This window comes from Brevundimonas sp. 357 (genome assembly GCF_003938605.1).
Classification (GTDB): Bacteria; Pseudomonadota; Alphaproteobacteria; order Caulobacterales; family Caulobacteraceae; genus Brevundimonas.
In genome coordinates this window covers 45170-68505 of the sequence record NZ_RHWX01000010.1, presented here as the reverse complement: position 1 = coordinate 68505, position 23336 = coordinate 45170, and the positions used below count along the sequence as shown (strand labels likewise).

Sequence of the window (23336 nt, the reverse complement as noted above, 5' to 3'; positions counted from 1 at the left end):
ATCACTTGCAGGATCTGGCGGGGCCGGCGCTCCTTACGCTCGGGCTTGTGGCTATTGGCGGATACCTGCTGGGCTCCATCCCGTTCGGCGTGGTCCTGACCCGCGCGGCGGGCGCGGGCGACGTGCGCAACATCGGCTCGGGCAACATCGGCGCGACCAACGTCCTGCGCACCGGGCGCAAGGATCTGGCCATCGCCACCCTGATTCTGGACGCGGGCAAGGGCGCGGTCGCCCTGCTGATCGCGCGGCATCTGCTGGGAACCGACGCGGCAGGCGCCATCGCCGGCGGCGCGGCCTTCCTGGGCCACCTGTTCCCCGTCTGGCTGGGTTTCAAGGGCGGCAAGGGGGTGGCGACCTTCTTCGGCCTGATCCTGGCGGCGTGCTGGCCGCTGGGTCTGCTGGCGGCGGCGACCTGGCTGATCATGGCCTTCGCCCTGCGCTATTCCTCGCTGTCGGCCCTGGCGGCGGCGGCATTGACGCCGCTCTACGCCCTGCTGCCCCTGCCCGCGCTGGGTCTACCGGCGCCGCAGCCCATCTTCATCATGGCGGTCTTCACCGCCGTGCTGATCTTCATCCGCCACCATGAGAACATCGGCCGCCTTCTGAAAGGCGCCGAGCCCAAGATCGGGGCGAAGAAGGCGTGACGCCCCTGTCGGAGGTCGAGCGTTTCGCCCGCCTCCGGCTCGCCCGGACCGACCGCGTCGGCCCCGTGGCCTTTTCCCAGCTGTTGCAGCGGTTCGGTTCGGCCGAACGCGCGCTGGACGCCCTGCCCGACCTGATCCGCAGTCGGGGGCGAAGCGGCTATTCCATCCCGCAGCGTGAAGCCGTCGAGGCCGAATTGGAGGCGGGCGGCCGCATCGGGGCGCGGCTGATCCTGTGGGGCGAGGCCGCCTATCCCCAAGCGCTGGCCGCCGTCGATCCTCCGCCGCCCCTGCTGTGGACCCTGGGCGATCCGGCGTTGATGCAGCAGCCCTGCATGGCCATCGTCGGCGCGCGCATCGCCTCGGCGGGCGGTCAGCGGATCGCGCGCGGTCTGGCGCAACAACTGGGTGAAAGCGGCCATGTCGTCGTCTCCGGCCTGGCGCGCGGCGTGGATGCGGCGGCGCATCTGGGCGCTTTGGAGACCGGCACGGTCGCGGTTCTGGGCGGCGGCGTGGATGACATCTATCCTTCCGACAACGCCGAGCTGTATCGCCAGATCGTCGAGCGCGGCTGCATCGTCTCGGAAAGCCCCGTCGGCGCGCGGGCGCAGGCGCGCGACTTCCCGCGCCGCAATCGCATCATCTCGGGCCTGTCGCGGGGCGTGGTGGTGGTGGAGGCGGAAATCCGTTCCGGCTCCCTGATCACCGCACGCCTGGCGGGCGAACAGGGGCGCGACGTCTTCGCCGTGCCGGGCTCGCCGCTGGACCCGCGCTCCAAGGGCCCGAACGAGTTGCTGCGTCAGGGCGCCATCCTGTGTGAGGGGATCGAGGACATCGAGCGGGCCTATGCCGCCCTGCGGACGCTGCGCGAACCACCCGCTGATTCGCCGTTCGAGGCCGGTTCGCCGGATCAGATCGACGATGCGGTGCTGGATCGTATCGAAGCCCTGCTGTCGCCGACGCCCATCGCCCGCGACGAACTGGCGCGCGCGGCTAAATTGTCAATTGCGGAAACGGCCGCCGCCCTGCTGGAGCTTCACCTCGCAGGGCGGGCGACCTTGCTGCCCGGCGGACTGGCCTCGACCTAGGCGGGCGCGGTGCGGCGGGCCATATCCGCCGCGCTTTCCAGAAGTCCGGCCAACCGCTCATCCCCGTCCCAGCGGGCCATTCCGGCCAGTTCCGTGGCCATGGCGGCCACATATTCACGAACCGGATAGTCCGTCAGATCAGGGCTCGTCGCCTTGCGGCGTCGCTGCGCTGTCTTGTTCATCGTCAACCCTCCCGAGAACATCTGAGAGGAACACAACTCAGGGAGGTTTGTAAACTCACGTTACCCGGAAAGGTTGCTCATATAAAATGGGCCGATTGACTTCCGCGCTCGCCGCAACCACGTTCGCGCCCCGTTTTCCCCGATAGAGCGCCATGAATCTCGTTATCGTCGAGAGCCCCGCCAAGGCCAAGACCATCAATAAATACCTGGGCTCGGACTATAAGGTTCTGGCTTCCTACGGCCACGTCCGCGACCTGCCGTCCAAGGACGGCTCGGTGCTGCCCGACGATGACTTCGCCATGCACTGGGAGGTCGACGCCAAGGCGTCCAAGCGCCTGTCCGAGATCGCCGAGGCCGCCAAGGCCGCCGACCGCGTCATCCTGGCGACCGACCCCGACCGCGAGGGTGAGGCGATCAGCTGGCACGTTCTGGAGATCCTGAACAAGAAGAAGGCGCTGAAGGACACCGACGTCCAGCGCGTCACCTTCAACGCCATCACCAAGTCCGCCGTCCTGGAGGCCATGGCCAACCCGCGCCAGCTGGATATGGAGCTGGTGGACGCCTATCTGGCGCGCCGGGCGCTGGACTATCTGGTGGGCTTCAACCTGTCGCCGGTGCTGTGGCGCAAGCTGCCGGGCGCGCGCTCGGCCGGGCGCGTGCAATCGGTCGCCCTGCGCATCGTCGTCGACCGCGAGATGGAGATCGAGCGGTTCAAGGCGCAGGAATACTGGTCGATCGAGGCCGATCTGATCGCCGACAGCCCGCCCTTCACCGCCCGTCTGGTCAAGCATGACGGCAAGCGCGTCCAGCGCCTGGACATCGTGTCCGAAGCGATGGCCATGGCCGCGCGCGAGGCCGTCCACAGCGGCGACTTCACCATCAAGTCGGTCGAGAAAAAGCCGACCAAGCGCTCGCCCGCCCCGCCCTTCACCACCTCGACCCTGCAACAGGAAGCCGCGCGCAAGCTGGGCTTCACCGCCCAGCGCACCATGCAGGCGGCGCAGAAGCTGTATGAGGGCGTCGACGACACCGGCGGCCTGATCACCTACATGCGTACCGACGGCGTCTATGTGACGCCCGAGGGCATCGCCCAGGCGCGCGAGGCCATCGGCCAGCGTTTCGGTCCGGCCTATGTCCCGGCTGAGCCGCGCTACTACAAGACCAAGGCCAAGAACGCTCAGGAAGCGCACGAAGCAATCCGTCCGACCAACATCCTGCGCAGCCCCGACACCCTGCGGCTCGATAGCGATCTGCAGCGGCTGTACGAGCTGATCTGGAAGCGGATGATCGCCTCGCAGATGGAATCGGCGCGCCTGGACCGCACCACGGTCGAGATCGAGACGCCCGACGGCCGGACCGGCCTGCGCGCCACCGGCCAGGTCGTCGCCTTCGACGGCTTCATCGCCGCCTATGAAGAAGGCCGCGACGAGAAGCAGAAGGGCGCTGAGGAAGACGAGGACGAAGGCGGCCGCCTGCCTGCGCTGAAGGAAGGCGCCAAGGCCAAGGTCGAGGCGATCCGCACCGACCAGCACTTCACCGAGCCGCCGCCGCGCTTCTCGGAAGCCACCCTGGTCAAGAAGCTGGAAGAACTGGGCATCGGCCGTCCGTCGACCTACGCCTCCATCCTGACGACCCTGCGCGACCGCGATTACGTCCGCATGGACAAGAACCGCTTCTATCCCGAGGACAAGGGACGGCTGGTCACGGCCTTCCTGGAACAGTTCTTCGCCAAGTGGGTCGAGTACGACTTCACCGCCGCGCTGGAGACCCAGCTGGACGAAGTGTCGGCGGGCGATCTGGACTGGAAGACCCTGCTGCGCCGCTTCTGGCAGGATTTCCACGCCGCGACCCAGGCCGCAGGCGAACTACGCACCACGGCCATCCTCGACCACCTGAACGAGGCGCTGGGCCCGCACATCTTCCCCGACAAGGGCGACGGTTCGGACCCGCGCGAATGCCCCCTGTGCCATCAGGGTCAGTTGAGCCTGAAGACCAGCCGCTTTGGCGCCTTCATCGGCTGCTCGCGCTATCCGGAGTGCAAATACACCCGCCCGGTGGCCTCGCCTGACGCGGCCGACGGCGGCGCCGAGAGCGGCGATCGCGAACTGGGCGTCGATCCGGCGACCGGCCAGCCGGTGCATCTGAAGATCGGTCGCTTCGGCCCCTATGTCGAAACCACGCCGCCGGACGCGGACAAGCCCAAGCGCTCGTCCCTGCCCAAGGGCTGGTCCCCGGCCTCGATCGACCTGGAGAAGGCGCTGCGCCTGCTCAGCCTGCCGCGCGACGTGGGTCCGCACCCCGAAGACGGCAAGATGATCACCGCCGGCCTGGGCCGCTACGGCCCGTTCGTGGCGCACGCGGGCACCTACGCCAACGTCGCGGACATCGAGGAGGTGTTCGACGTCGGCCTGAACCGCGCCGTGGCCCTGCTGGCTGAAAAGCGCGCGGGCCGTGCGGGCCGCGCCTCGGCCGCCGCGCCGCTGAAGGAGCTGGGCGCCCACCCGGAAACGGGCGAGGCCGTGCAGGTCATGGCCGGCCGCTACGGCCCTTACGTCAAATCGGGCAAGATCAACGCCACCCTGCCCAAGGGGACGGCGCCCGAGAACATGACGATGGAGGCCGCCCTGCCCCTGCTGGCCGCCAAGGCCGGCGCTGCGCCCAAAAAGAAGGCGCCCGCCAAGAAGGCCGCTGCGAAAAAACCCGCGGCGAAGAAGGAGCCTGCGGCCAAGAAACCGGCCGCGAAAAAGGCCCCCGCCAAGAAGGCGGCCAAGGCTGCGGAAGCCGAATAAGACAAGGCGCCCTCGTTCTCACGAACGGGGGCGTTTTTTCTACCGCCCAGCGACCAGCTCGTTGCGGACGCGACGACCCAGGGGATCGCGGCCCGGCCAGCTCTCCCCCACGGAAGCCTCGACATAGGGCGTGCAGAAGCGCGAGATGATCATGCGCGGGCGGATTTCGTTCAGACAGACGCGGTCCCCCTCACGGGCCCAGCGCGCGGTCAGGCGGCGACCATCCGAAAACAGGGCGCGATAACCGCCGTCCCGATCGAACCAATGTTTGACCCAATCGCCGTCGGGATAGTGGGAAACGACCGTATTGCCGAAGGCCGCCTGCATGGCGTCGGCGTTTCCGCCCCCGCCCGACGCTGAAGCGCTCGCAGGCGCGGCCAACATCAGCGTGATCAGCACGGCTGCGCGCATCCGGTCCCTCTCCCAGTCGTCTTCCAGTCCCCAGGCGGACCATACAGGCCGAAACGCCATTGCCAAGCGGGGCCGTGGCGAACAGAAATACTTGACTGAGGCGTAGGGCCTTCTTTATACGGCCGCAGGCTCGGAACAGGACTGGCGATGCGCGCCGCCCGCTCGCCCAAGAGGGGCGGTTCCGTCAGCTGAAGGCGTTTGCGAACGCTATCCTCCGTCCCTTCAGGACTGCATGACTGAATTTTCCAAGCTGGGCCTTTCGCCCACGACCCTGCAAGCGGTCGCCGATACCGGCTACACGACCGCCACCCCCATTCAGGAACAGGCCATTCCGGTGGCCCTCGCCGGGCGCGACGTCCTCGGCATCGCCCAGACGGGCACCGGCAAGACGGCCGCCTTCACCCTGCCCATGGTCGACCGCCTGGCCTCGGGCCGCGCCCGCGCCCGGATGCCGCGCGCCCTGGTGCTGGCCCCGACCCGCGAACTGGCCGACCAGGTCGCCGAAAGCTTCGCCAAATACGCCAAGGGCACCAAGCTGAACTGGGTGCTGCTGATCGGCGGCGTGTCGATGGGCGACCAGGTCGCCGCCCTGAACAAGGGCGTGGACGTGCTGATCGCCACGCCGGGCCGCCTGCTGGACCTGTTTGATCGCGGCAAGATGCTGCTGACCGGCGTCGAGCTGATGGTGGTCGACGAGGCCGACCGGATGCTGGACATGGGCTTCATCCCGGACATCGAGCGCATCTTCAAGCTGACGCCGCCGCGTCGCCAGACCCTGTTCTTCTCGGCCACCATGCCGCCGGAGATCACGCGCCTGACGCAGCAGTTCCTCAAGGATCCGACCCGGATCGAGGTCTCGCGTCCGGCCACGACCGCTGACACCATCACCCAGCACATCACCCGCCTGCCGACCTCGGACCCCAAGGCCAAGCGCACCGCCCTGCGCGCCCTGGTCGAGCGCGGCGAGGTCCAGAACGGCATCGTCTTCTGCAACCGCAAGTCGGAAGTCGACATCGTCGCCAAGTCACTGCAGGTGCACGGCTTCGACGCCGCGCCGATCCACGGCGACCTGGACCAATCCTTGCGGATGAAGACCCTGGCCGATTTCCGCAGCGGCGCGCTGAAGCTGCTGGTCGCCTCGGACGTCGCGGCGCGCGGTCTGGACATCCCGGCCGTCAGCCACGTCTTCAACTATGACGTCCCGCATCACGCCGACGACTACGTCCACCGCATCGGCCGCACCGGCCGCGCCGGGCGTCTGGGCGAGGCCTTCATGATCGTGACGCCGTCCGACGACAAGTCGTTGGACAAGGTGCTGAAGCTGATCAAGAAGGAACCAGTCGAACTGCCGCTGGAGCATATCGACTTCACCGCCATCAAGGATCGCCCGCGCGACGACAGCCGTTCGGGCCGTGGCCGGGGCCGCAGCGACCGCCCCGAACGCGGCAGTCGTTCACGCCGATCGGTCGTCGAGCTTGCAGCGGCGGAGGACGGCGTCGTGTCCGTGGTCGAGACCTCGCCGACGCCTGTTGTTGAAACTGAAGGGGCTCCCAAACGCGCCCGGGGACGCAAGAAGTCGGAATCCAAGCCGACGACTTCAGCTCCCATCGAAACGAAGGGCGTTGAGGCCAAAGCCAAATCGACCCCTTCAGCCAATCCTTTTGGCGACGACGTGCCGGCGTTCCTGCGCCGTCCGGTAGTTTTCGCCGAGTAAGGCTGCGCCTTGAACTTAACCCTGCGTTACGGAAGACCGGTATAGCTTTCCGGCTCAGATAGCACAGGGGCAGTTCTAGGCATGACCACCCAGGTCGAAACCACGGTTCGGAGTCCCGAAGCCTATGCGCTGGCGCATCGCGCCGTGGACGCAATGCAAGCCGCCGCCGTATGGCCCACTCCGCTGAATTTCGAACTTTGGCTCCACTATCTGGGTGATCCCCACGGCGCTCTGGGGCAGGAAATTTCGCGCCTTCTTTCCACGGGCGCGCCCTTCACGGACGCTACCGCCGAAATGCTCGCCGCCGAGTTCTTGCCACGCGGGCGCCTGTCCGAAGAGATTCGCGACGCAGGCGCCATGCTGAACCGGGAATTGGCGGCGGTCGCCGATGCGATCGACAAGGCTCGTGAAAGCCAGTCCACCTATGGCGACACACTGGCCGCCGCCGCCGACCGCATGGCCAACGCCGGCGATACCGGCAGCCTCGGCGACATCGTCTCCTCCCTCGCCGACGCCACACGCCGTATCCGACGCCATACCGCGGCGCTCGAACGGCGCCTGGAATCGTCCAATCGCGAAGTGACCAAGCTGCGTGACCACATGGAGCAGGTGCGTCGCGACGCCATGACCGACGCCCTGACCAATCTGGCCAATCGTAAGGCGTTCGACGAGCACCTTCTTCGCGTGTGCGATGAATCCGAAGCGTCGGGAACATCGGTGGGACTCGCCATTATCGATATCGACCACTTCAAGCGATTCAACGACACCTGGGGCCATCAGACCGGCGATCAGGTGCTGCGATACGTCGCCAGCGTCCTGGGGCGCGTGTCTCGCGTGCCTAGAATCGCCGCTCGATACGGCGGTGAAGAGTTCGCCGTGATCTTCCCTGGCGAAACGGCCGGAGCCATCGAAGCCGCGCTGAACGCCATTCGCGAGGAAATCGCCTCGCGAGCCCTGCGCCGCCGCTCGACCAATGACGACCTGGGCGCCGTCACCATTTCCGTCGGTTTCGGCCTGCGCCGCCCGGGCGAAAGCGCGACTCAGTTGCTGGCCCGAGCGGACGAGGCGCTCTACGCCTCCAAGCGCAGCGGCCGCAACAAGGTGACAGCAGCCGCCGAAGCCGTATCCGACGCAGCCTGAAACTTCACTTTACGCTCGCCTCTGAACGGCAGGCTGGCATAGTCGCCAGATGCGAAGCCTGCTGTTCAACATCGCCTATTGGGCGCTTTCCATCACCTACGGCCTGGCCGCCGCCTTTGCGGCCCTGGCGCCCGGCCGTAAGGCCACAAGCTGGATCATTCGCCGCTATGTCCGGCGCATGGTGCAGGCCATGAGCCTGTTCGCGGGCATCCGCATCGAGACGCGCGGCAAGGAACGCCTGCCGCAGGGCGCTTTCATCATCGCCTCCAAGCATCAGAGCTGGGGCGACGGCTTCGCCACCTACGACCAGTTCGACGACGTGGCCTTCGTCACGGGCGACCATCTGGAGAAGTTCCCCCTGCTGGGAACGGTGCTGAAGAAGCTGGGCGCCATCGTCGTCAACAACTGCGGCGGCCACGCCGCCCGCGCCGCCCTGAAGGAACGCGCCGCCGACGCCAATCGCGAGGGGCGCAAGATCCTGATCTATCCGGAAGGCCATCTGGCCAAGGTCGGCGAGAAGTACCGCTATCGCTCGGGCGTCTGGCACATGTACCGCGACTTCGACATGCCGGTCGTGCCGCTGGCGACCAACCTGGGCCTGTTCTGGCCGCTGGAGGAATTTCGCAAGAACCCCGGCACGGCGACGCTGGAATTCCTCGAACCGATCCCGACCGGACTGCCCAAGGCCGAGTTCCTGGAACGGCTGGAGGCCGCCGTGGAAAGCAGGACGGCGGAACTGATCGCCGAGGCGACGGGTCAGCCGGTCATGCCCGCCGTGCTGGTCTCCACCCCGAACGAAGCCGCCAAGGCCGCTGCAGTGGCCTGATCGCCTCCCCCACTCACCGTCATCCCCGGCCTTGTGCCGGGGATCCATAACCTCGACCCAAGCGGAGAACGCACTGCGCTCGTCAAGGACGGCGTTTATGGATTCTCGGGACAAACCCGAGAATGACGAGTGTGAGAACGAAAAGGCGTCAGGCCGCCGGGATCACCGCGCCTTCATACCTCGAGGCTATGAAGTCCTTGATCGCCTGGCCGCGCAGCGCCTTGGCCAGAGCCTGGACGCGCGGGTCGTTCTGGTTGTCCGGGCGGGCGACCAGATAGTTCACATAGGGGCTGTCGGCGCCTTCCAGTTGAAGCGCATCGGTTTTCGGCTTCAGCCCGGCGTCGAGGGCGTAGTTGGTGTTGATCACAGCGCCGTCCACCTGCGGCAGGATGCGCGGGATGGTGGCGGCCTCGACCTCCTGGAACTTCAGTCCCTTGGGATTGGTCGCGATGTCGCGCACCGTCTGCAGCGGGTTCTGCGGATCCGTCAGGGTGATCAGGCCCGCCGCCTGCAGCAGCAGCAGGGCGCGGCCTGTGTTCGACGCATCATTGGGCAGAACCACCTGGGCGCCGTTCGGCAGATCGGCCAGCGCCTTGTGCTTGCGCGAATACAGGCCCAGCGGCTCGACGTGGACCCCGGCCACAGTGACCAAGCTCGTGCCGCGCGCCGTGTTGAACTCGTCCAGATAGGGCTTGGTCTGGAAGTAGTTCACATCCAGCCGCTTTTCAGCCAGTTGCACGTTCGGCTGAACGTAATCGTTGAAGACCTTGATCTCGATCGGAACCCCTTCAGCGGCCAGGATCGGCTTCACCTGCTCCAGGATTTCGGCGTGCGGTACGGCGGTGGCGCCGACCAGCAGGGGCGCGCCCTCGGCCCCCGGCTTCTTGTCCGCGCCCTGACCACAGGCGGCGAGCGTCAGGACAGCGGCGGCGGACAGCAGCAGCGAACGGCGGATCATGGGGCGGGCTTTCGTAAAATCAGCGGTGCGAGACCTTAGCGACCAGACGGTCGCCGATCATCTGCAGAATTTGTACGAGGATCAGCAGCAGAACTACGGTCACGGCCATGACGTCGGTCTGGAACCGCTGATAGCCGAAGCGGATGGCCAGATCGCCCAGACCGCCCGCCCCCACCACGCCCGCCATGGCGGTGTAGCTGACCAGGGCGATGGCGGTGACGGTCCCGCCGGCGATGATGCCGGGCATGGCCTCAGGCAACAGGGCGCGCGTCACGATCTGGAAGGTCGAGCCGCCCATGGCCTGGGTCGCCTCGACCACGCCCTTGTCCACCTCGCGCAGGGCCGTCTCGACCAGACGCGCATAGAAGGGCGCGGCCCCGACGACCAGCGGCGGAATGGCGCCCGCCACGCCCAGCGAGGTTCCGACCAGCAGCACCGTCACCGGCAGCATGACGATCAGCAGGATGATGAAGGGCACCGAGCGCAGCACATTGACCACGAAGGACAGCACGGCGTTCAGCACCGGATTGGCCGCCAGCCGCCCCTTGCCCGACAGATAGAGCAGCACGCCCAGCGGCACGCCCAGGATCACGGTCAGCACCATCGATCCGCCCAGCATCAGCAGGGTGTCGATCGTCGCCTTGCCGATATCGGCCCAGTCCACATTGGCGAAGTTCATGACATACCCCCTGCCCTCATCCTCGGGCTTGACCCGAGGATCGAGTGGTCCGCCCCGTTCCGTCCGGACAGGAAAGGCGCAGCGCGTTGCACGCCCGATCCTCGGGTCAAGCCCGAGGATGACGATGTGGAAGGGATCACGCCACGCTCTCCACCACGACGCCGCGCGCGGCCAGTTGCGCCAGAGCCGCCTCGGCGTCGCCGCCGGTGAAGGCCACCGTCATCTGGCCATAGGGCTCGCCCTGGATGCGGCTGATGCGGCCCGACAGGATCGAATAATCGACGCCCGCCGTGCGCGCGACGCGGCTCAGTTCCGGCTCATAGGTCGAGGGACCGCGGAAGGTCAGCCGGGCCATGCGCGCACCAGCGGGGGCGACCGAGGCGTCGACCGCCTCCTCGCCCTCGGCCAGCATGGCGCGGGTCACGGCGTGCTGCGGATGCAGGAAGACATCGGCCGTCGCGCCCTGCTCCACGATCCTGCCGTCCTTCAGCACCGCCACCCGGTCGCAGACGCGGCGCACCACCTCCATCTGGTGGGTGATCAGGACAATGGTCAGGCCCAGATCGCGGTTCAGCCCGTCCAGCAGGGTCAGGATGTCCTCGGTCGTCTCGGGGTCGAGGGCGCTGGTCGCCTCGTCGCACAGCAGGACGCTGGGACCGCAGGCCAGGGCGCGGGCGATGCCGACGCGCTGCTTCTGGCCGCCCGATAGCTGAGACGGATGCTTCTTCGCGTGATCAGCCAGCCCCAGTTGCGCCAGCAGTTCCGCCGTGCGCGCCTTCACCTCGGCCTCGGGCCGCCCTTCCAGCCGCAAGGGAAAGGCGACGTTGTCCTCGATCGTCTTGGCGTTCAGCAGGTTGAAGTGCTGGAAGATCATGCCGATGCCGCGCCGCGCCGTACGCAGTTCGGCGGCGTTCAGGGCGGTGATTTCCTGCCCGTCGACGAAGACCTTGCCCGCGTCGGGCGTCTCCAGCCGGTTGATGGCGCGGATCAGGGTGGACTTGCCCGCCCCCGAACGGCCCACCACGCCGAACACCTCGCCGCGCGCGACGTGCAGGTCGACAGCGTCCAGCGCCGTACGGTCGCCCGCCGCGCTGCGATAGCGCCGGGTCACCCCCTCCAGTCGGATCATGTCAGTCGGCGTCCAGAGCAGCGGCGGGAATGATCGTGACGCTCTCGCCGCAACCGCAGGCGTCCGTCTCGTTCGGATTGCGGAAGACGAATTTGGACGCCAGCTTCGTCACCTCATAGTCGATCTCGGTGCCGATCAGGAACAGCACCGCCTTGGGCTCGATCAGGATGGTGACGCCCTTGTCCTCCACCACCTCGTCCAGCGGCAGGGCTTCTTCGGAATAGGCGAAGGTGTATTCCTGCCCGGCACAGCCGCTGTTCTTCACCCCGACGCGCAGGCCGACGTAGTCCTTCTCGGCGTTGTCCATGATTTCGCGAACGCGCGCGGCGGCGGCGTCCGTCAGGGTCACCGCCTTGGGCCGGGGTCGCCGGGGCCGGGTCGTGGTCGTCTGAAGCTCGGTCATCAGGGCCTCCTCAGAACATATTCAGGGCCAGTTTGGCCTCATCGCTCATCTTGGAAGAGTCCCACGGCGGGTCGAACACCAGATTGGCTTTGGCGCTGCGCACGCCCTCGACCTTGGCCACCGCCGTCTCGACCCAGCCGGGCATCTCGCCCGCCACCGGACAGCCCGGCGCCGTCAGCGTCATCTCGACCAGCACGTCGCGGTCGTCAGACACGTCGACCTTGTAGATCAGACCCAGCTCATAGATGTCGACCGGGATTTCCGGGTCGTACACCGTCTTCAGCGCCTCGATCAGGTCGTCCGTCAGCTTGTCCAGCTCAGCCTGAGACAGGGCGCTCTTTTGAGGCTCATCCCAGCTGGCGGCGAAGGCGTCGCTGTCGCTGATCGCGTTGTCGGTCTTGGCGTCCATACTCGTCACACGAAGAAGTTCCGCGCCTTGATCAGCGCGTCCACGAAGGCATCTGTATCCTCCATGGTGTTATATAGGGCGAAGGAGGCGCGCGCGCTTGCACTGACGCCCAGTCTTTTCGCCAGAGGCTCGGCGCAGTGCAGCCCGGCCCGCACGGCGACGCCGTAACGGTCCATGATCTGGGCCACGTCATGAGCGTGCGCGCCCTCGACGGTGAAGGTCAGGATCGCGCCCTTCCCTTCCGCTTCGCCCAGAATCCGCAGCCAGTTGTGGCCTCGCAGACGCTCGACGGCATGGTGATACAGGGCCATCTCGTGCGCCTGAATCGCCTTCGCATCATATTGCGACAGCCATTCGACCGCCGCGCCCATGCCGATGGCCTCAAGGATCGGCGGCGTGCCGGCCTCAAAACGGTGCGGCGGCTGGGCGTAGGTCACGCCCTCCTTCTCGACTGTCACGATCATCTCGCCGCCGCCCTGATAGGGCGGCAGGGCCTCCAGCGCCTCGGCCGTGCCGTATAGGACGCCAATACCGGTGGGCGCGAACAGCTTGTGCCCGGTCAGGACATAGTAGTCGCAGCCGATGGCCTGAACGTCCGGCGCCGCGTGGACCGCGCCCTGGCAGCCATCGATCAGCACCCGCGCCCCGGCCGCATGGGCCAGACGGGTGATCTCGGCGACCGGATTGATGGTCCCCAGCACGTTCGACATATGGGTGACGGCGACCAGCTTCGTCTTCGGCCCCAGCAGGGCGGCGAAGGCCTCCATGTCCAGCGAGCCGTCGTCCTTGATCGGCGCCCATTTCAGCACCGCCCCGCGCCGTTCGCGCAGGAAGTGCCACGGCACGATATTGGAGTGGTGCTCCATCTCGGTGACGATGATTTCGTCGCCCGGCTGGATCGACAGGCCGACGCCGTTGGCGACCAGGTTGATCGCCTCGGTCCCGCCCTTGGTCCAGACGATGTTGTCGGCCGAGGGCGCATTCAGGAAGCGAGCCACGATCTCGCGCGCGCGCTCATAGGCCTCCGTCGCCTCGTTCGACAGGGTGTGCAGACCCCGGTGGACGTTGGCGTAGCTGCCCTCCATCGACGCGACCAGGGCGTCGATGACGGCGCGCGGCTTCTGCGCCGAGGCGGCGGTGTCCAGATAGACCAGCGGCTTTCCGTTCACCTGACGAGACAGAATCGGGAACTGCGCGCGGGCGGCATAGGGGTCGAACCCCCTCACGGAAACATGGGTCACAGGCGAGCCGTCAGCCATTCCCGCACCACCTCTCTGGCGCCTTCATCCTCAATACGGTCAACGACCTCGATCAGGAAGGCGTGGGTCAACAGGGCGCGGGCCTCATCGGCCGAAATGCCGCGCTGCTGCATGTAGAACAGGGCGCTTTCATCCAGCGTCCCGACGGTCGCGCCGTGGGCGCACTGCACCTCGTCGGCGTAGATGATCAGCTCGGGCTTCACGTCGATCTCGCCGCGATCCGAAGCGATCAGGCCGTGGTGGCCCATACGGGCGTCGGTGTCGTCGGCGCCCTTCTGGACCAGGATCTTGCCTTGGAAGACGCCGCGCGCCTCGTCTCGGACCACGCCCTTGATCAACTGGCTGGTCGTGCCGTTGGGTGCGACGTGGTCGATCACCGAGGTCTGATCCGAATGGCGCGCGCCGTTCAGAAGATAGAGACCGTCCACGCGCGCATCGGCGCCCTCGGCCCCGTGACGCAGGCGCGTCTCATGGCGTTGCAGTCTGGCGCCGGTGGCGATGATGGTCTGGCGATAACGGCCGCCCGCCTCCAGCCGGACCTCGGCCTCGGCCACCGAAATGGCGTCGGCGGGCTCGTCGGTCAGGACGACGCGGATGACCTCGGCATCGGCGGCGACGTCGATCTCGACCTTGTTATGGGCGACATAGGCCGAGCCCTTGCCCTCATGCGTCTCCAGCAGCAGCAGGCGCGCGCCGGGTCGGGCGACGATGCGCGCCGCCGCCGTATGGCCCGTGCCGGTCGCATCCGAAATGAAGCGCAGGCGCAGCGTCTGTTCGCCCGAGGCGATGTAGTCCTTCACCCCGACCGGGCGGCCGTTGGCGAAGACGACGGCGTCGCCGCCCAGATCATAGAACGGCCCCGGCGCGCCGATGACCGCTGTGCCCGAGGGTTCAGGCGCTTCACGAAGAAAGCGCTTCAGATCACTGTATTTCCATTCCTCGACCCGCCGCGAGGGGAAGGTCGCGGCGTCGGTGAGGTCCAGCCGGGCGAGCGCCTTCATGCCGCCTCCGGCAGGAACTTGTCGTAGCCCTCCGCCTCCAGCTCATGCGCCAGCTCAGGTCCGCCCGAGGCGACGATTCGGCCGCCCGCCAGAACGTGGACACGGTCCGGTTTGATGTAGTCCAGCAGGCGCTGATAGTGGGTGATCACCAGCATCGACCGATCCGGGCTGCGCATGGCGTTAACGCCGTCGGCGACGATGCGCAGGGCGTCGATGTCGAGGCCGGAGTCCGTCTCGTCGAGGATCAGCAGCGACGGCTCCAGCAGGGCCATCTGCAGAATCTCCATCCGCTTCTTCTCCCCGCCGGAGAAGCCGACGTTCAGCGGCCGCTTCAGCATGTCGAAGTCCATCTTCAGCGACTGCGACGCCGCCTTGACCAGCTTCAGGAAGGCCGGGGCCGAAACCTCTTCCTCGCCACGCGCGCGCTTCTGAGCGTTCAGCGCCGTGCGGATGAAGGTCATGGCCGGCACGCCCGGAATCTCGATCGGATACTGGAACGACAGGAACAGGCCCGCCGCCGCGCGCTCGGCCGGCTCCAGATCCAGCAGGTCCATGCCGTTCCACGAAGCAGAACCGTCCGTCACCTCATAACCGGGACGGCCCGACAGGCTGTAGCCCAGCGTCGACTTGCCCGCCCCGTTCGGCCCCATGACCGCATGAACTTCGCCCGCAGGCACGTCGAGCGTCAGACCCTTGAGGATCGGCTTGTCGGCGACAGAGACGTGGAGGTTATTGATCTTAAGCATTGTTTTTCTTCTTCAACTCACTCAGCCGACCGAGCCTTCGAGGCTGATCGCCACCAGCTTCTGGGCCTCGACGGCGAACTCCATCGGCAGTTCCTGCAGGACGTCGCGGACGAAGCCGTTGACCAGCAGGGCCACCGCTTCTTCTTCCGACAGGCCGCGCTGCTGGGCGTAGAAGAGCTGGTCCTCGGACAGGCGGGTCGTGGTCGCCTCGTGCTCAAGCTGGGCCGAACCGTTGCGCACCTCGATGTAGGGGATGGTGTGGGCGCCGCACTCCTTGCCGATCAGCAGGCTGTCGCACTGGGTGAAGTTGCGCACGCCGGTCGCCTTGGGGTGGATCGACACCAGGCCGCGATAGGTCGAGTCCGACTTGCCGGCCGAGACCGTCTTGGCGATGATGCGGCTGCGGCTGTTCTTGCCCAGATGCAGCATCTTGGTGCCGGTGTCGGCCTGTTGATGGCCGTTGGTGATGGCGATGGAGTAGAACTCGCCCGAGCTTTCTTCGCCCTTGAGGATGCAGGACGGGTATTTCCAGGTGACGGCCGAGCCGGTTTCGACCTGGGTCCATGACACCTTGGAGCGATCGCCGCGGCAGTCGGCGCGCTTGGTGACGAAGTTGTAGATGCCGCCCTTGCCTTCGGCGTCGCCGGGGTACCAGTTCTGGACGGTCGAGTATTTCACCTCGGCGTCGTCCAGGGCGACGATCTCCACGACGGCGGCGTGCAGCTGGTTCTCGTCGCGCATCGGCGCCGTGCAGCCTTCCAGATAGGAGACGTAAGAACCCTTGTCGGCGATGATCAGGGTCCGCTCGAACTGACCGGTCTGGCTGGCGTTGATGCGGAAATAGGTCGACAGCTCCATCGGACAGCGCACGCCCGGCGGCACATAAACGAAGCTGCCGTCCGAAAAGACCGCGCTGTTCAGGGCCGCGAAATAGTTGTCGCTGACCGGTACAACGGTGCCGAGGTACTGACGCACTAGATCAGGATATTCACGCAAGGCCTCGGAAATCGGCATGAAAATCACGCCCGCCTTGGCCAGTTCCTCCTTGAAGGTAGTAACGACCGAGACGCTGTCGAATACGGCGTCGACGGCCACCTTGGGCGCGCCCTGGACGCCGGCCAGAACTTCCTGCTCCTTCAGCGGGATGCCCAGCTTGGCGTAGACTTCCAGCAGTTCGGGATCGACCTCGTCCAGAGACTTCGGCCCTTCCTTCTTCACCGGCGCGGCGTAGTAGTAGAGATCCTGGTAGTCGACAGGCTCGTACTTCACCGCGGCCCAGGTCGGCTCCTGCATCGCCAGCCAGCGCTCATAGGCGGCCAGACGCCATTCCAGCATCCACTCCGGCTCACCCTTCTTTTCAGAGATGAAGCGGATGATGTCGGGGTTCAGGCCCTTGGGGGCGAACTCCTGCTCTACGTCCGTGGTGAAGCCGTACTTGTACCGCTCCAGCTCCGCGACTGTGTCGACTGTTTCCTGAACGATAGCCATAACTTACGCGACTTCCTTTGCGCGCTCTCGCAGGCGCGCCTTGTGCTTGTCCCAGGCTGCGACCCAGGCGTCGGCGAACCGGGTCCAGTCCGCTTCGGTCGTGCCCCAACCGCCGGAGACGCGCACGCCCCCGGTCGCCAGGTGATGCAGGCCCATGGCGCTGATCGCCTTGGACGGCTTGACCTTGCCTGACGAACAGGCCGAACCGGCCGAGACCATGACCCCGACCAGATCGAGGGTGATCAGTTGCTGCGGGCTGTCCCAGCCCTCCACCGCCATGAACAGGGTGTTCGGCAGACGCGGAACCGCGCCGCCGATGACGGTCGCGCCCGCCGCCTTGACCTTGGCCTCGGCCGCGTCGCGCCAGGCGACATGAGTCATGGCGGCGTCCAGATCACGCGCGGCGCAATCAGCGGCGACCCCGAAGCCGGCGATGCCCGGCACGTTCTCGGTTCCCGCGCGCAGGCCGCGTTCCTGACCGGCGCCGTGCAGAATGCGGATGGCGGACACGCCATCCTTCAACACCAGCGCGCCCACGCCCTGAGGCCCGCCCAGCTTGTGCGCCGAAAGGGTCAGGCTGTCAGCGCCGAGCGCGCGCATCGTCACCGGAATCTTGCCCGCCGATTGTATGGCGTCCACGTGCAGCCAACCGCCAGCCGCGCGAACCAGAGCCGCCGCCTCGGCGATCGGCTGGATCACGCCGCTTTCGTTATTGGCATGATGGATGGCGACGACCGCACGGCCCGGACGCGCCAGCGCCTCAGCCAGCCAGGCCAGATCGACCACGCCGTCCGCATCGACCGGCAGCACCTCGACCGGCATACCGCTGACGGCGGCGGCTTCGGCCACGCAAGGGTGCTCGGTCGCGCCGACGATCAACCGCTCGCAACCGGCGGCAAGGGCGCTGTGGATCGCCTGCGCGTTGGATTCGGTCCCGCCCGAAGAGAAGATGATCGCCGTCGGATCGGCGCCGACTAGATCGGCCACCTGGGCGCGCGCCGTCTCGATACGCGCACGGGCGCGACGTCCGGCGGCATGAACGGCGGACGGATTTCCGTTATCAGCCAAGGCCTTGACCATGACATCCTGAACTTCCAGACGAACCAGGCCCGAGGCGTTGTAATCCAGATAGACGCTCACGCGGCGGCCTCCATGGACGACGTCGCGTCCTTCCGCCCCATGCGCGTGCGGCTGGTGCGCTTTTCGATCACATCGGCAAGGCTGACCCCGGCGAGATAGCGATGAATCTCGGCGCCCAGGTCTTCCCAAAGATCGTGAGTGATGCAGCGCGCCCCGCCCGTCATGCAGCCGCGCGGCGTGCCGTGGGCGGCGCAGCGCGTGGCGCGGATCGGCTCATCTACGGCCAGCACGATGTCCGCCACGACCGTCTCTCCCGCCGTCATAGCCAAGCGATAGCCGCCGCCGGGACCGCGCACGCTCTTGACCAGCCCGCCCTTGCGCAGGCGCGCAAAGAGCTGCTCCAGATAGCTGAGCGAGATTTCCTGGCGCGCGGCGATCTCGGCCAGAGAAACCGCCCGATCCGACCCGTTCTTCGCCAGATCGGCCATCGCCATGACGGCGTAACGTCCCTTGGTCGACAGACGCATCCCAATACCTCAAAAATCTAACGCTTTTCGGGCCCGCTGTGCTAAGACCCCCGGCCTCGCCAGCGAGCGCGTCACGCACGGGGGACTTAGAAAGTCCTACCTGCGTGGTCAAGTATTATCCGCTCGCGAAACGTCTGTTGATCGTAGGGACCGCCATCCATGCCTGAAGTCATCCTGCCTGGCGCCTCCGGCCGCATCGAAGGCCGCTATTCGCCCGGCAAGCGTCCCGACGCGCCGATCGCCCTGATCCTGCACCCGCACCCCAAGGCGGGCGGCCATATGAACAACCCGGTCGCCCTGACGATGCACCAGCTGTTCGTCCAGCGCGGGTTCGCCACCTTGCGCTACAACTCGCGCGGCGTGGGCAAGTCCCAGGGCGAGTTCGACAGCGGCATCGGCGAACTGGCCGACGCGGCCACGGCGCTGGACTGGCTGCAGGCCAACAACCCCGCCGCCACCCAGACCTGGGTCGCGGGCTATCAGTTCGGCGCCTACATCGGCATGCAACTACTGATGCGCCGTCCTGAAACCGATGGCTTCATCTCGGTGTCGCCGCCTTCGAACATCTATGATTTCAGCTTCCTGGCCCCTTGCCCGGCCTCAGGTCTGTTCCTGCACGGCACGGCCGACACCGTCGTGCCGCCGGCCGATGTCGAGCGCGTGGTCAACAAGCTGCGTACCCAGAAGGGCATCGTCATCGACTACGAGCTGGAAGAGGGGGCGACCCACTTCTGGCAGGACCACATCGGCGCCGTCGAACGCCGTGTCGGCGCCTATCTGGACAAGCGCCTGGCTGAAAATCCGGCCTGACGTCCTCAAGATCAGCGCGGAGGCCCAGCCTCCGCGCGGGTCCGCCACAGGGACCAGACCACCCCCGCCGCCAGGATCGCGGCCGTCACCGACAGGGAGACGGACGGGGGCACCTTCTCGATCCCCAGCAGCGGCGCGGCGAACACCTTGGCGCCAATGAAGACCAGCAGAACAGCCAGCGCCTGCTTCAGATAGGCGAAGCGGTGGATCACCGCCGCCAGGGCGAAATAAAGCGCTCTCAGCCCCAGTATGGCGAAGATGTTGGACGTATAGACGACATAGGCGTCCGTCGTAATGGCGAAGACCGCCGGGACGGAGTCCACGGCGAAGATCACGTCGGCGATCTCGATTGTCACCAGAGCCAGGAACAACGGCGTGGCGTGCAGCGCCATCTCGCCTGATCGGCTCGGCGCCCGGACAAAGAAGGCGTGACCATGCAGGTCGTTCGTCACCCGCATCCGTCGGCGGAACCATTTCAGTAGCGCATTGTCGGCGATGTCCGTCTCTTCACCGCGCGCGAAGAACATCCGCACGCCCGTGACGATCAGAAAGCCGGCGAAAAGATACAGCACCCAATGATAGCGAGCGACCAACACCGCCCCGCCGCCGATCATGATCGCCCTCAGGACGATGACGCCCAGCACGCCCCAGAACAGCACGCGATGCTGATAGAGGCGCGGCACCGAAAAGGCGCTGAAAATGAGGGCGATGACGAAGACATTGTCCATCGCCAGGCTTTTTTCAACGGCGTAGGCGGTCAGGTATTCGACCGCGCTGTCAGCTCCCAGCCACGACCACAGCCACGCTCCAAAGGCCAGGGCCACGGCGATATAGAAGGCGGACAGTCCCAGGCTCTCTCGCACCCCAATCTCGTGATCCCGCCGGTTAAACAATCCCAGGTCCAGCGCCAGCAAGGCGATGACGATCGTCAGAAAGCCCGCCCACATCCAGACGGGCTTGCCCAACCACTCCAGCAGCAACAGTTCCATCGACGCCTTCGCGAGCCGTTTCCAACGACGCGGCCGACATCGCGATGAAGGGTCGCCAGAGGGGCCCGGTCCGCTATGGCCTCAACGCATGGCGACGGCGAGCGTTGCTCAGTTTTCGCGGCAAGTCGGCCAGGAGGCGAAACGCGCTTCATACTGCGCCAGCGTATGGGGAAATCCTGCTTCCGCGCGACGACGATCGGCGTTCGCGGGATCCTCGAGGTTGTCGTAGTCGATGACCCAGCGCCCATTCTTGCAGGTCACCTGCGTCCCATAGCGTTGCGGACGCCCCTCGTTCACCGCCAGCCGATCGTACATCAGACCGAACTGCGCCCCATCAACCTCGCCCGCCGCCACGAGAGGTTCGAGCACCGGCACGAAACGTCGCCACTGCTCAAGGTTTGAATGCTGGATGATGAGAAAGGCCGTCTGCGACGGCCCCTCGCCATAGCGGCTTTTGAGGAACCACCCCTCCGGCGGCAGCATGGCGAGCAAGGCGTTGAGATTGGCCTCGTCCGCGGCCTCCTGAACCTGCCACATCGCCTTGTTGGCGGCCTGCTCCTGATCCGGAGGAAGAATGCTCAAATCGACTTTCTGCATCGCCTGCCGCCCCATCTGATCCAGGCGATACATCCGCAGAAAGCGTTCCTCGTGATCCTGAGGAGGCGGTACTTGCGCCTGTCGGCGCTGTTCCTCAGCAATTGTTTCGAGCACGGGAGCGATCAGGACTCGCGCCTCAGCGCTCAGTTCACCGGAGGGCGATGAGACCTCTGCCTGACCCAATAGAAACAGTGTGGCGATCCAAGCAATCATGCGTCCCTCCCTGATGAAGAACTTGGACCGCAGATTAAGACGAAATTACGTCGTTCTCTAATGGTCGCCTTCCGCCGCCGCCATAGCCGCCGGGCGGTGGGCGCGAACGCACCAGACGACGCTTACGATCATCAGGATCATGGCCACGACCTCGATCAACTTCGGGCCGCGCTGCTCCCAGATGAAGCCGTAAATAAAGGCGAACAGGGTCTCGGAGACGATCATCTGCCCCAGCATCGTCAGCGGTAACAGGCGACTGGCCTGGTTCCAGAAGGCGTTGCCGATGACCGAGGCGAAGATCGCCACGCCCGCGCTGACGCCGATCAGACGCAGCCAGGCGTCGTTCGTCATTCCGCCCAGCATGAATAGCGACGGAATCACCAGCAGCAGCGCCAGCCCTCCAGTGACCACGCCGGTCAGCAACGACCACTCATGCGGGGTGACATCGGGCAAACGCCCCATCCAGCGGCTGTTGCCGACGGCGAAGGCGGTCCAGGACAGCAGGGCCGCCAGGGCGCAACCCAACCCGATCAGCGTAGCCGTACCGCTCTGCGCCGCCGCGCCGCCGCCCTGGCTGAGCGACTGCCACCCGATCAGACCGACCGCCAGCGCCGCCACGGCGATGGGCGGCGCGACGCGCGACAGCGGCGGCGAATCCCTGTCCCGCAGGCCCCATAGGGCCACGACCACGGGCACCATGCCGACGATCAGGGCCGAAGCCGCGACGCCTGCGTAATGCACGCTGACCACCAGGAAGGCGAAGTAGACCAGGTTCCCCGCCAGACTCAGCCAGACAAGCGCGCCCCACGCTTCGCGCGTCAGGGCGGCCGTCACCCGCCGCCAGCGCGGCGCGATCAGCAGGACCGCAATCAGGCCATAGGCGAGGTAGCGCCCCGCCGTCAGCAGAAGGGGCGAGGCCTCGGGCACCATCTTCGGCGCCAGGAAGACCAGCCCCCACAGAGCGCCGGCCGCCAGTCCGCTGGCGACGCCCCAGAAACGCGAAGACGCCGCCATTATTCGGCTCCCGGTTCGACAATCCGGCCGCCGGTCATAGGCGCCGCAACGCCTGTCGTGCCGGGGAAGCTGATCGGCAACCCCAGACGACAGCGCGCGGCCAGGAAGGCGAAGGCCTCGGCCTCGATGGAATCGCCACGCCAGCCCTTGTCCTCGGCCGTCGAGACGGGAACGCCGACACGCTCGCGAATGGCGGCCAGCAGCACAGGGTTGTGGCGACCGCCGCCGCAGACGACGACCTCCTTCGGCTGTTCCGAACAGCGAGCGACGCCCAGCGCCACGGCCTGCGCCGCGAAGGCGGTCAGGGTCGCGGCGGCGTCTTCCAGCGACAGTTCCGCCACCGGGTCCAGCGAGAAATCGAACCGATCCAGCGACTTCGGCCCGGTCGCCGCGAAATAGGAATGGGCCAGATAGGCGTCCAGCACGGCCGGATTGACCGTCCCCGCCGCCGCCAGACGGCCGCCCTCGTCCATCCGCTTCTTCATGCGGGACTGGACCAGCAGATCGACCATGCCGTTGGCCGGGCCGGTGTCGAAGGCCTCCAGCCCGCCGTCGGCGCGGATCAGGGTGATGTTGCCCACGCCGCCGAGGTTCAGCACGGCGACCGGCCCCTCTATCCCCGCCTTGCGGACCAGCGCCGCGTGATAGACGGGCGCCAGCGGCGCGCCCTGCCCGCCCGCCGCCACATCGGCGCTGCGGAAGTCGTAAGCGACCGGCACGCTCAGCCCCTCGGCCACGCTGCCGGCGTCGATCAACTGGACGGTGCGGCCCGGCGCGTCGGGCGTCGGCGCCTCGTGCAGCACGGTCTGGCCGTGAACGCCGACCAGATCGAGCGCGCTGGACTTCACCCCGTTCACCGCCATGAAACCGAGCGCGGCGGCCAGGTGCGCGTCGGCCACCGCCATGCGGGCGTCCTCGAAGCTGTCCGGCTCTTCCTCGTCACGTTCCCAGTCGAAGGCGTCCTCGATCGCGTCCTCGATGATGGCGCGGGTCTCGCCGTCCAGCTTCATCTCGCCGGCGGGGCCGAAGGACAGGATGTCGTGGCCGTCCGTCTCGATCACCGCCATGTCCACGGCGTCCAGCGAGGTGCCGGTCATGAAGCCGAGCACGCGGAGAGTCTTTTTCGGAGAGGTCGTCATGGCGGCTTGACTGCCACGTCGAGCGCGACGTAGCTAGCGCCCATGATCGCGCAACCGGCCCTTTTCGCCGCCTATTACTACGGCCTCTACTAGAGAGCGGCCGC

The 23336-nt window shown here is 66.6% G+C and carries 24 protein-coding genes; 7 read left to right on the top strand and 17 right to left on the bottom strand.

Annotated elements, in window-relative coordinates:
• Positions 1-5: 5 nt before the first annotated feature.
• Both plsY and dprA read left to right on the top strand, forming a co-directional pair.
• A complete protein-coding gene (gene plsY, locus EGK63_RS10315) occupies positions 6-644 on the top strand; it encodes a glycerol-3-phosphate 1-O-acyltransferase PlsY (RefSeq protein WP_125901335.1) in 639 nt (212 codons plus the stop codon).
• Positions 641-1729 (top strand): DNA-processing protein DprA, encoded by a 1089-nt coding sequence (dprA, locus tag EGK63_RS10310; RefSeq protein ID WP_125901333.1) that lies wholly within the window; start codon positions 641-643, stop codon positions 1727-1729. Before plsY ends, dprA begins: the two co-directional genes overlap by 4 nt.
• Here the strand turns inward: dprA and EGK63_RS10305 are convergent.
• The gene (locus tag EGK63_RS10305; protein ID WP_125901331.1) at positions 1726-1911 is read right to left on the bottom strand and encodes a hypothetical protein; all 186 of its coding nucleotides are present in this window, start codon (positions 1909-1911) and stop codon (positions 1726-1728) included. The two genes, dprA and EGK63_RS10305, sit on opposite strands and share 4 nt — an antisense overlap.
• A 152-nt stretch (positions 1912-2063) precedes the next feature.
• Between EGK63_RS10305 and topA the strand changes: the two genes are divergently transcribed.
• Positions 2064-4700, top strand: a complete 2637-nt coding sequence (gene topA / locus EGK63_RS10300) for a type I DNA topoisomerase (RefSeq protein ID WP_125901330.1) — start codon at positions 2064-2066, stop codon at positions 4698-4700.
• Positions 4701-4739: 39 nt separating this feature from the next.
• On the opposite strand, the gene EGK63_RS10295 is transcribed toward topA, so the two are convergent.
• Positions 4740-5111, bottom strand: a complete 372-nt coding sequence (locus tag EGK63_RS10295; RefSeq protein WP_125901328.1) for a hypothetical protein — start codon at positions 5109-5111, stop codon at positions 4740-4742.
• Between the two features lie 232 nt (positions 5112-5343).
• On the opposite strand from EGK63_RS10295, the gene EGK63_RS10290 reads away from it, so the two are divergent.
• The 3 genes from EGK63_RS10290 to EGK63_RS10280 all read left to right on the top strand — a co-directional run bounded on the left by EGK63_RS10290 (position 5344) and on the right by EGK63_RS10280 (position 8791).
• Positions 5344-6825, top strand: a complete 1482-nt coding sequence (locus EGK63_RS10290) for a DEAD/DEAH box helicase (protein ID WP_125901326.1) — start codon at positions 5344-5346, stop codon at positions 6823-6825.
• An 81-nt stretch (positions 6826-6906) separates the two neighbouring features.
• Positions 6907-7965: a GGDEF domain-containing protein gene (locus EGK63_RS10285; protein WP_125901325.1), complete on the top strand. Its 1059-nt coding sequence runs from the start codon at positions 6907-6909 to the stop codon at positions 7963-7965.
• A gap of 49 nt (positions 7966-8014) precedes the next feature.
• Positions 8015-8791 (top strand): 1-acyl-sn-glycerol-3-phosphate acyltransferase, encoded by a 777-nt coding sequence (locus EGK63_RS10280; RefSeq protein WP_125901323.1) that lies wholly within the window; start codon positions 8015-8017, stop codon positions 8789-8791.
• 148 nt (positions 8792-8939) lie between these two features.
• Here EGK63_RS10280 and EGK63_RS10275 read toward each other — a convergent pair whose 3' ends face one another.
• From EGK63_RS10275 to EGK63_RS10225, 11 genes are all read right to left on the bottom strand, one after another.
• Positions 8940-9749, bottom strand: a complete 810-nt coding sequence (locus EGK63_RS10275; protein ID WP_125901321.1) for a MetQ/NlpA family ABC transporter substrate-binding protein — start codon at positions 9747-9749, stop codon at positions 8940-8942.
• Positions 9750-9768: 19 nt separating this feature from the next.
• A complete protein-coding gene (locus EGK63_RS10270; RefSeq protein ID WP_125901319.1) occupies positions 9769-10428 on the bottom strand; it encodes a methionine ABC transporter permease in 660 nt (219 codons plus the stop codon).
• A 136-nt stretch (positions 10429-10564) separates the two neighbouring features.
• On the bottom strand, positions 10565-11557 hold the full coding sequence (locus tag EGK63_RS10265; protein ID WP_125901318.1) for a methionine ABC transporter ATP-binding protein: 993 nt from the start codon (positions 11555-11557) through the stop codon (positions 10565-10567).
• Between the two features lies 1 nt (position 11558).
• Positions 11559-11960 (bottom strand): iron-sulfur cluster assembly accessory protein, encoded by a 402-nt coding sequence (locus EGK63_RS10260; RefSeq protein ID WP_125901316.1) that lies wholly within the window; start codon positions 11958-11960, stop codon positions 11559-11561.
• Positions 11961-11970: 10 nt separating this feature from the next.
• The gene (locus EGK63_RS10255) at positions 11971-12369 is read right to left on the bottom strand and encodes an SUF system Fe-S cluster assembly protein (protein ID WP_088411695.1); all 399 of its coding nucleotides are present in this window, start codon (positions 12367-12369) and stop codon (positions 11971-11973) included.
• Between the two features lie 5 nt (positions 12370-12374).
• Positions 12375-13628 (bottom strand): aminotransferase class V-fold PLP-dependent enzyme, encoded by a 1254-nt coding sequence (locus EGK63_RS10250; RefSeq protein ID WP_125901314.1) that lies wholly within the window; start codon positions 13626-13628, stop codon positions 12375-12377.
• Positions 13607-14629, bottom strand: a complete 1023-nt coding sequence (sufD, locus tag EGK63_RS10245; RefSeq protein ID WP_125901312.1) for a Fe-S cluster assembly protein SufD — start codon at positions 14627-14629, stop codon at positions 13607-13609. The genes EGK63_RS10250 and sufD overlap by 22 nt, the downstream gene beginning before the upstream one ends.
• The gene (gene sufC, locus EGK63_RS10240; RefSeq protein ID WP_125901311.1) at positions 14626-15375 is read right to left on the bottom strand and encodes a Fe-S cluster assembly ATPase SufC; all 750 of its coding nucleotides are present in this window, start codon (positions 15373-15375) and stop codon (positions 14626-14628) included. Before sufC ends, sufD begins: the two co-directional genes overlap by 4 nt.
• A gap of 21 nt (positions 15376-15396) precedes the next feature.
• Entirely contained in the window at positions 15397-16863 is a 1467-nt protein-coding gene (gene sufB / locus EGK63_RS10235) for a Fe-S cluster assembly protein SufB (protein ID WP_125901309.1), read from the bottom strand.
• A gap of 3 nt (positions 16864-16866) precedes the next feature.
• The gene (locus tag EGK63_RS10230) at positions 16867-18003 is read right to left on the bottom strand and encodes a cysteine desulfurase family protein (RefSeq protein ID WP_125901307.1); all 1137 of its coding nucleotides are present in this window, start codon (positions 18001-18003) and stop codon (positions 16867-16869) included.
• On the bottom strand, positions 18000-18470 hold the full coding sequence (locus EGK63_RS10225) for an Rrf2 family transcriptional regulator (RefSeq protein ID WP_125901305.1): 471 nt from the start codon (positions 18468-18470) through the stop codon (positions 18000-18002). Before EGK63_RS10225 ends, EGK63_RS10230 begins: the two co-directional genes overlap by 4 nt.
• A gap of 159 nt (positions 18471-18629) precedes the next feature.
• Between EGK63_RS10225 and EGK63_RS10220 the strand changes: the two genes are divergently transcribed.
• Entirely contained in the window at positions 18630-19280 is a 651-nt protein-coding gene (locus tag EGK63_RS10220; protein WP_125901303.1) for an alpha/beta hydrolase, read from the top strand.
• 11 nt (positions 19281-19291) lie between these two features.
• Here EGK63_RS10220 and EGK63_RS10215 read toward each other — a convergent pair whose 3' ends face one another.
• The 4 genes from EGK63_RS10215 to EGK63_RS10200 all read right to left on the bottom strand — a co-directional run bounded on the left by EGK63_RS10215 (position 19292) and on the right by EGK63_RS10200 (position 23232).
• The gene (locus EGK63_RS10215; protein WP_125901302.1) at positions 19292-20269 is read right to left on the bottom strand and encodes a TerC family protein; all 978 of its coding nucleotides are present in this window, start codon (positions 20267-20269) and stop codon (positions 19292-19294) included.
• A gap of 108 nt (positions 20270-20377) precedes the next feature.
• Entirely contained in the window at positions 20378-21079 is a 702-nt protein-coding gene (locus EGK63_RS10210; RefSeq protein WP_243637645.1) for a DUF6624 domain-containing protein, read from the bottom strand.
• 57 nt (positions 21080-21136) lie between these two features.
• Positions 21137-22093 carry a DMT family transporter gene (locus EGK63_RS10205; RefSeq protein WP_125901300.1) on the bottom strand — a complete coding sequence of 319 codons (957 nt, stop codon included), beginning with the start codon at positions 22091-22093 and terminating at the stop codon, positions 21137-21139.
• A complete protein-coding gene (locus EGK63_RS10200; protein ID WP_125901298.1) occupies positions 22093-23232 on the bottom strand; it encodes an anhydro-N-acetylmuramic acid kinase in 1140 nt (379 codons plus the stop codon). The genes EGK63_RS10205 and EGK63_RS10200 overlap by 1 nt, the downstream gene beginning before the upstream one ends.
• Positions 23233-23336: the final 104 nt, after the last annotated feature.

Coding starts and splice junctions, on each gene's coding strand:
- EGK63_RS10275 (WP_125901321.1), bottom strand. CDS start 9,749: ATGATCCGCCGTTCGCTGCTGCTGTCCGCCGCCGCTGTCCTGACGCTC.
- EGK63_RS10220 (WP_125901303.1), top strand. CDS start 18,630: ATGCCTGAAGTCATCCTGCCTGGCGCCTCCGGCCGCATCGAAGGCCGC.
- EGK63_RS10270 (WP_125901319.1), bottom strand. CDS start 10,428: ATGAACTTCGCCAATGTGGACTGGGCCGATATCGGCAAGGCGACGATC.
- EGK63_RS10280 (WP_125901323.1), top strand. CDS start 8,015: ATGCGAAGCCTGCTGTTCAACATCGCCTATTGGGCGCTTTCCATCACC.
- EGK63_RS10290 (WP_125901326.1), top strand. CDS start 5,344: ATGACTGAATTTTCCAAGCTGGGCCTTTCGCCCACGACCCTGCAAGCG.
- EGK63_RS10305 (WP_125901331.1), bottom strand. CDS start 1,911: ATGAACAAGACAGCGCAGCGACGCCGCAAGGCGACGAGCCCTGATCTG.
- EGK63_RS10215 (WP_125901302.1), bottom strand. CDS start 20,269: ATGGAACTGTTGCTGCTGGAGTGGTTGGGCAAGCCCGTCTGGATGTGG.
- EGK63_RS10205 (WP_125901300.1), bottom strand. CDS start 22,093: ATGGCGGCGTCTTCGCGTTTCTGGGGCGTCGCCAGCGGACTGGCGGCC.
- EGK63_RS10200 (WP_125901298.1), bottom strand. CDS start 23,232: ATGACGACCTCTCCGAAAAAGACTCTCCGCGTGCTCGGCTTCATGACC.
- EGK63_RS10225 (WP_125901305.1), bottom strand. CDS start 18,470: ATGCGTCTGTCGACCAAGGGACGTTACGCCGTCATGGCGATGGCCGAT.
- EGK63_RS10265 (WP_125901318.1), bottom strand. CDS start 11,557: ATGATCCGACTGGAGGGGGTGACCCGGCGCTATCGCAGCGCGGCGGGC.
- EGK63_RS10295 (WP_125901328.1), bottom strand. CDS start 5,111: ATGCGCGCAGCCGTGCTGATCACGCTGATGTTGGCCGCGCCTGCGAGC.
- sufC (WP_125901311.1), bottom strand. CDS start 15,375: ATGCTTAAGATCAATAACCTCCACGTCTCTGTCGCCGACAAGCCGATC.
- EGK63_RS10210 (WP_243637645.1), bottom strand. CDS start 21,079: ATGATTGCTTGGATCGCCACACTGTTTCTATTGGGTCAGGCAGAGGTC.
- sufD (WP_125901312.1), bottom strand. CDS start 14,629: ATGAAGGCGCTCGCCCGGCTGGACCTCACCGACGCCGCGACCTTCCCC.
- EGK63_RS10250 (WP_125901314.1), bottom strand. CDS start 13,628: ATGGCTGACGGCTCGCCTGTGACCCATGTTTCCGTGAGGGGGTTCGAC.
- EGK63_RS10285 (WP_125901325.1), top strand. CDS start 6,907: ATGACCACCCAGGTCGAAACCACGGTTCGGAGTCCCGAAGCCTATGCG.
- EGK63_RS10260 (WP_125901316.1), bottom strand. CDS start 11,960: ATGACCGAGCTTCAGACGACCACGACCCGGCCCCGGCGACCCCGGCCC.
- EGK63_RS10255 (WP_088411695.1), bottom strand. CDS start 12,369: ATGGACGCCAAGACCGACAACGCGATCAGCGACAGCGACGCCTTCGCC.
- sufB (WP_125901309.1), bottom strand. CDS start 16,863: ATGGCTATCGTTCAGGAAACAGTCGACACAGTCGCGGAGCTGGAGCGG.
- topA (WP_125901330.1), top strand. CDS start 2,064: ATGAATCTCGTTATCGTCGAGAGCCCCGCCAAGGCCAAGACCATCAAT.